Annotated in this window: 5 protein-coding genes; 3 read left to right on the forward strand and 2 right to left on the reverse strand. The window is 74.0% G+C overall.

Annotated features, from left to right (window positions below):
• The first annotated feature begins 97 nt into the window (after positions 1-97).
• Positions 98-1180 (forward strand): alpha/beta hydrolase, encoded by a 1083-nt coding sequence (locus ACIQTO_RS32780; RefSeq protein WP_402395848.1) that lies wholly within the window; start codon positions 98-100, stop codon positions 1178-1180.
• Positions 1181-1328: 148 nt separating this feature from the next.
• Here the strand turns inward: ACIQTO_RS32780 and ACIQTO_RS32785 are convergent, their stop codons facing one another.
• Positions 1329-2120: an ABC transporter ATP-binding protein gene (locus ACIQTO_RS32785; RefSeq protein ID WP_402395850.1), complete on the reverse strand. Its 792-nt coding sequence runs from the start codon at positions 2118-2120 to the stop codon at positions 1329-1331.
• A complete protein-coding gene (locus tag ACIQTO_RS32790) occupies positions 2117-2791 on the reverse strand; it encodes an ABC transporter substrate-binding protein (protein ID WP_402395853.1) in 675 nt (224 codons plus the stop codon). The genes ACIQTO_RS32785 and ACIQTO_RS32790 overlap by 4 nt, the downstream gene beginning before the upstream one ends.
• A 542-nt stretch (positions 2792-3333) precedes the next feature.
• On the opposite strand from ACIQTO_RS32790, the gene ACIQTO_RS32795 reads away from it, so the two are divergent.
• Both ACIQTO_RS32795 and ACIQTO_RS32800 read left to right on the forward strand, forming a co-directional pair.
• Positions 3334-3684: a DUF5132 domain-containing protein gene (locus tag ACIQTO_RS32795; RefSeq protein WP_402395855.1), complete on the forward strand. Its 351-nt coding sequence runs from the start codon at positions 3334-3336 to the stop codon at positions 3682-3684.
• Positions 3685-3875: 191 nt separating this feature from the next.
• The gene (locus ACIQTO_RS32800; RefSeq protein WP_402395858.1) at positions 3876-6173 is read left to right on the forward strand and encodes an ATP-binding cassette domain-containing protein; all 2298 of its coding nucleotides are present in this window, start codon (positions 3876-3878) and stop codon (positions 6171-6173) included.
• Positions 6174-6231: the final 58 nt, after the last annotated feature.

Consider the following 6231-nt stretch of genomic DNA (forward strand, 5'->3'; position numbering starts at 1 on the left):
GCAGCTGTCGCGTGTCCACCGCGGTCCGAGTGGGGACGGATGGGACGGGAGCGGATACTGGTGGTGATCGGATTTCGAATGCCTTTGCGGAGGGTCGATGCGCCGGGACGGACGAGCCGCGGATTCCCTGCTCGCGCTGCTGAGCCGGGACTGGCTCGGGGTGCCGGTCGCGGTGCTGGTGGTGGGGGCGGGTGTCGGGCTGGTCGGCGCGGAAGCGGCCTGGACGGTGGTGCTCGGTGGCCTGGCGGTGGCCGTCGGAGTGCTGCTGGCGGCGGGCGCCGCGCGGCACTTGGTGCTGCTGGCACGGAAGGCGCGGGCGAATCCGCCACCGGGGCGGCTGGTGGACGTGGGCGGGCACCGGATGCACGTCCTGGGCGAGGGGGAAGCGGGCGGTGGGCCGACGGTGGTCTGGATGCCCGGCGGGCATGCCCCCGGTGCGGAGTTCCGGGCGTTGCACACGGCGCTCGCCGGTAGCAGCCGGTCGGTGCTGGTCGACCGGCTGGGGACGGGCTGGAGCGATGTCGGGCCCTTCCCCCGGACGACGGCGGGTGAGGCGGAGGAACTGCTGGCAGCCCTGGCGGCAGCGGGGGAGCGGGCCCCTTTCGTGTTCGTCGGCCACTCCTTCGGCGGGCTGCTGGTCGCGAACGCGGCGAGGCGGCGGTCGGACCTGGTGGCGGGGCTCGTCCTGCTCGACCCGACGCCCCTGGAGGTCGTCGCCTTCGGGCCGCCCAACGGGCAGCTCGCGGCGGTGCGCCGCGGCTTCCTGCTGACGGCGGTGCGGCAACTGTTCGGTGCCCACCGCGGTGCGGCGGTCCGGGTCGGGCAGGGCTGCGCGGCAGCCTCGGCCTTCGCCGAGCTGTCGCCGTCCGGGCTGGCGAGGGTCGGCTGGGAGACCGTGGTGTACGACGGGGACCTCGGGAACCTGCCGCTGGTGCTGGCGGTACCCCGTGACCTCACCGGCGGTGAGGCGGTGCTGGCCGCTGCCCGGGACGCCGCCGAGGCCGAGCGGATCAGCGGCTTCTACCTCCGCAGCAGGGTCCGGTACCTGGCGGCGTCGACGAGGGCACGGCTGGTGCACACGCCGGAGGGGACGGGCCACGACTTCCCGCGCGAGGCGCCGGAGTTCGTGGTCGGTGTGGTCGAGGGCCTGCTGCGGGAGCTGCGGGCGACCGGCCCCTGACCGTCCGCGCGGAGCCGAGGGGAGGAGCACCCTGGTCGGAGCTGTGGTGACGTGGCACGCCGGGGGCGTTCACGAACGGTTGCCGCGGATGCCCGTGGCGGCGCCCGTCATCCGCACTCCGGCGGCCACCGTGTCCGGGGACCGACGGTCACGGGGTCCGCTGCTCAGGTGGGGAGCCGCGCAGGGAGGGAACGGCGGCGAGCAGCGTTCGGGTGTAGGGATGCCGCGGTGCGTACAGGATCCTCCCGGTGGGGGCGGTCTCGACGATCCGGCCGTGCCGCATGACCGCGACGGCGTCGGACACGTGGCAGACCGCCGGCAGGTGGTGGCCGATGAACAGCATCGACAGGCCGAGCCGCCGCTGGAGGTCGCGGATCGTGTGGAGGACGCCGGCCTGCACCGAGACGTCGAGCGCCGAGGTGATCTCGTCCGCGATCAGGAGGCCGGGCTCGACGGCCAGGGCACGGGCGAGGGCGACCCGCTGACGCTGGCCGCCGGACAGCTGCCGCGGCAGGCGGTCGACGAGCCGGGGGTCGAGGCCGACGAGACCGAGCAGTTCGGTGACGCGCGCGGCGCGGGCGGCCCGGTCGAGCCGGCGGAAGACCGTGGCGGCCTCGGCGAGCGTCTGGCGTGCCGTCATCCTGGGGTCGAGCGCGGTGTCCGGGTCCTGGAGGACGACCTGGACGAGGCGGCCGAGCCGGCGCCGGTCGCCCACGGTGCGGGTGCGGACCTCCCGGCCGTCGATCAGGACCCGTCCGCCGTGTGCGGGGAGGAGCCCGACGATCGCGCGGGCCAGGCTGGACTTCCCGGAGCCGGACTCGCCCACGAGGCCGAGCGTGGTGCCGGACGGGACCTCCAGCGAGACGCCGTCCACGGCGGTGACCGGGCCGCGCGGGCCCGGGTGGCGGACGGTGAGGTCGGTCACCCGGAGGACGGTCATGAGGCGGCCACCGTCTCCGGGGCCGCTGCCACCGGTACCGGATACCAGCAGGCGACCCGGTGGCCCGCGTCGAGGTCCTCCAGCGGTGGGGCCTGCTCGGCGCAGCGGTCCCGGCTGTGCGGACAGCGGGGCTCGAGGCCGGTGGGGCAGACGATCGGCAGCAGGCCGATGGTGCGGGTGAGGAACGGGAAGGGGGCGGCGGCGGTCACCGACACCGTGCCGGTCGCGTCGTCGGCGCTCGCGGTGAACGGGACGTTCGGCAGGACGGTCCGGGCGCCGGCGAGCTGGTGGGCCGGGTCGTCCGCGTAGGTGAGCGCCCGGGCCACCGCCGAGGCGGTGAGGGGGGTGCCGTCGGAGCAGGTGATGCCCGGGCGGAGGGTGAAGGCGGCCGTGGTGGCGGTGGCCTGCCAGGAGGAGGCCAGGCCGGTGACCAGGGTGCCGTCGGGAGCGGGGTTGACCAGCGAGTCGTAGGCGTACCGGGCTTGGGAGGCGCCGAAGGCGGAGTACGGGTCGAAGCTCGGGATCTCGCCGGCCTCGGCGATCCGGACGGTGCCGTGCTCCACCACGGGGGTGGTCGTCGAGGAGGGGGCGACGCCGCCGCACCCGCCCAGGGCGACGGCCGAGGCGCTGAGGGCTGCTGCCAGGACGGCCGGCCGAGGGCGTCGGGGCATGGCGCCATGGTGCCACCGGGCTCTGGTCGTGGTGAGTCAACCACCCGGCAGCGCCAACGTGTTCGACCGTCCGGAAGCGCCTGGCCGGCTGGTCCGGGAGCCGTCCGGGGCACCGGGGCGGGCGATCCTCGTTCACCCTTACGAGGGGGTGGCGGGCCCCGCTGCCGCGAGTCCGACGGGGGTGGGAAGCCGCCGGTCCCGGGGCGGCGGTGGTGGGCGGCGCGGCAAGGTGACGCTCATTCGAGGCGGACAATCGGGTAATAGCACAAATGGTGTTCGAGTGCGCCGGGATTCGGGTGTCGCGGAAATTCCATGACCACTCACACGAGTGAATCCGGCAGAATCCATTTGGCTCAGGCCGACACGGTTCGACTACGGTGACCATGGGATCGGAGGGCGCGTTCCGGTGTCCGGCAACCGATTCGGTAGGTGAATCCCGGATTCCGAGATGGAATGCTTCCATCCGCCCGGCTGTGCGCTGTTCCGGCGTTCGCCGCGCCCGGGTTCCCTGTCATACGTCTGCGTAGAGAGGACGGAGCATCATGCCACCCCTGGTACCCCCCTTCCTGGTCGGTCTCATCGTCGCGCCGCTGGCCAAGCGACTTCTCAAGCCACTGGTGCGTGGAGTCGTCAAGACATCCGTCGGCCTCGTGATGGAGGTGAAGAAGGCGGCCCAGGAGGCCGGGGAGAACATCCACGACCTCGCGGCAGAAGTGGCCGCCGATGTGGTGGCCGCCCAGATCGCCGCCGGTGAGACCGAGGACCACTCCGGTGACGGCGGCCACACCGCCGGGAACGGCGCCAAGGGAGGGGCCGCCGGCCACGCCGAGGGGGACCCGAGGACCCCGAAGATCCGGGCGACCGCCGGCACCGCCGCCGGAAAGTCGCACTGACGGCCCGTGAGGAACCGCGGCCGCCGCCAGGCGCGCACGCCGATCGATTTCGGCGGAACGCGCCCCGGCGGCGGCCGTTCGCAGGCCGTTCGGCCGCACCGAAACGCTGTCCAGAATCTCCCGCTCCGTCGCCGTGATCCGTCGTTCCCGTGACAGTTCTCCGTGACCTCCGCAAACAGGTGATCGTACACATGCCATCGCTACTGGGTGCCGCAGCCGGATTCGGCTCCGTGGAACCGGGCGCGAGCCCCCGCTCGGTCACCCCGGGCCGCCAGCGCTGGGACGTCAAGCTGGTGCTCGGACGGCCCCGGACGGCCGAGATCCTCGCCGCCGCGCTGCGCCGCGTTCCGGGGATCACCGAGGCCCAGGCCAACCCGGTCACCGGCGGGGTGCTCGTCCGGCACGACGCGCGGCTGCGCGCCGCGGACATCGGCCGGATCGTCCGCAGGGCCGTCACCCGGGTCGCGGAGGACCTGACCGGGGCGGGACGCCAGGCGCCGGCCCGGCCCGCCGCCGCGCCGGCCCCGCAGACGGGCCGCGGCCTGGTCGTGCGCCCCGTGCTCGCCGTCGGCGGCGGGGCGGCGGCCGGGGTCGCGCTGATCAAGGGGTCGGCGCTGACCAGGCAGCTGGTGGCGGTGGGCGGGGTGGCCGCGGCGACCGCGGTGGTCCTGCGGAAGGCCTGGCACAGAACGGTCGCGGCGTCCCGGGACGCGGCCGGGCCCGGTACCGAACGCCACCCCCTGCTGGAGATCGTCGGACCGCACCGCCGCCGCCTCTACCGGGCCGCCGCCCTGTCCGTCGCCTGCCAGACCGCGGAAGTGGCACTCGGCACCTTCCTCGGATGGACCGGCCTGGTCCTCATCAAGGGTGAGGCGGCTCCGCTGGTCAGCCTCGGCCTGACCACCGCCTCCGCCCAACTCTGGGGCCTGGCCGGGCTGGTGGCCGCCGCCTGCGCCGCGGTGGCGGGCCTCTCGTACGCCTCGAACCTCCAGTGGCGCCGACTCGGCCAGGACATCGAGCACGACTGGCGCGGCCGCACCTACCGGCACGTCCAGCACCTCGAACTGGGGCACCTGGAGGGCGAGCGGACCAGCCGGGTGGCCGGCACGCTCACCAACGACGTCGGCCAGCTGGGCGCCTTCTTCGCCGGCCCGGCCAACGACGTGCTGCAACTCGGCACCAGCCTGGCCCTCCTGGTACCGGCGTTCCTCCTGCTGGCACCGCAGATCGCGTGGATCGCCTTCCTGCCGATCCCGGTCATCGCCTGGCTCTCGCTGCGCCACCAGGACAAGGCGGCGGCAGACTACGCCGCCGCCGGCGAGCGCCGGGCCAGGCTGGGCAGCCAGGTGATCAACTCGCTCGAAGCCGGTGCGACCGTCAAGAGCTTCTGCACCGAGGACTACGAGGCCGGGCGCATCGACGGGCTGAGCGAGGAGGTCCAGGAGAGCAGTCGGCAGACCGATCGGAGCACGATCCGCCACGCCGAGTCCGTCCGGGCCTGCACCACCGCGTCGATGGCCGGCACCCTGCTGATCGGCGGCCGTGCGGTGCTCAACGGCACCCTGCGCTTCGAGGTGTTCAGTCCGCTGATCGGGCTGCCCCAGATGCTGCTGATGCGGATGAGCAGGCTCGGCGGCATCGCCGACCAGTACCAGCGCACCCTCGCCTCCTACGACCGGGTCCAGCGGCTGCGTGCCCTGCCCGTCGAGGAGGACGGCGGCGACGGGACGCTCGACCCCGCCGAGGTGCGGGGCGAGATCGTCCTCGACGGGATCACCTTCGGCTACCCCGGCCGACCGGCGGCGCTGGAGGACCTCTCGCTGACCGTCCCGGCCGGGCGGGTGACCGCCCTGGTGGGCGCCACCGGCTCCGGCAAGACGACCATCGCCAAGCTGCTGATGCGCTTCCAGGACGCGCAGTCCGGCCGGGTGCTGCTCGACGGACAGGACGTCCGGGACCTGCGGCGGCACGACCTGCGACACGCGATCGGCTTCGTCGCCCAGGACCCGTTCCTCTTCGACGGCAGCATCGCCGAGAACATCCGCTACGGCAGCTTCGGAGCCTCGGACGAGGCCGTGGTCAAGGCCGCCGCCATGGCCGAGGCGCACACCTTCGTCGCGACGCTGCCGGACGGCTACGACACCCTGATCGGCGAACGCGGCGCCGCGCTCTCCGGCGGCCAGCGGCAGCGGATCGCCCTGGCGCGCGCCATCCTCAAGGATTCGCCGGTCGTCATCCTCGACGAGGCCACCTCCGCCGTGGACAACGAGACCGAGGCCGCCATCCAGCGCACGCTGCGCACCTTCGCGACCGACCGGACGATGCTCGTCATCGCCCATCGCCTCTCCACGGTCCGCCACGCCGACCGGATCTACGTCATGGACAAGGGGGGCGTCGTCGCCGAACAGGGCACCCACGACGAACTCCTCGCCCAGCACGGACTCTACGCATCCCTCTGGCAGCTCCAGGCCGGCGAACTCGCCGCCTGACCGCAGAGAGCCGCCCCGCCCGCCGACCGTGTGACGCCACCGCGGTCGGCGCGGTCCG

Origin of the sequence: Kitasatospora sp. NPDC091207, assembly GCF_044768625.1 — a bacterium.
GTDB lineage: Bacteria > Actinomycetota > Actinomycetes > Streptomycetales > Streptomycetaceae > Kitasatospora.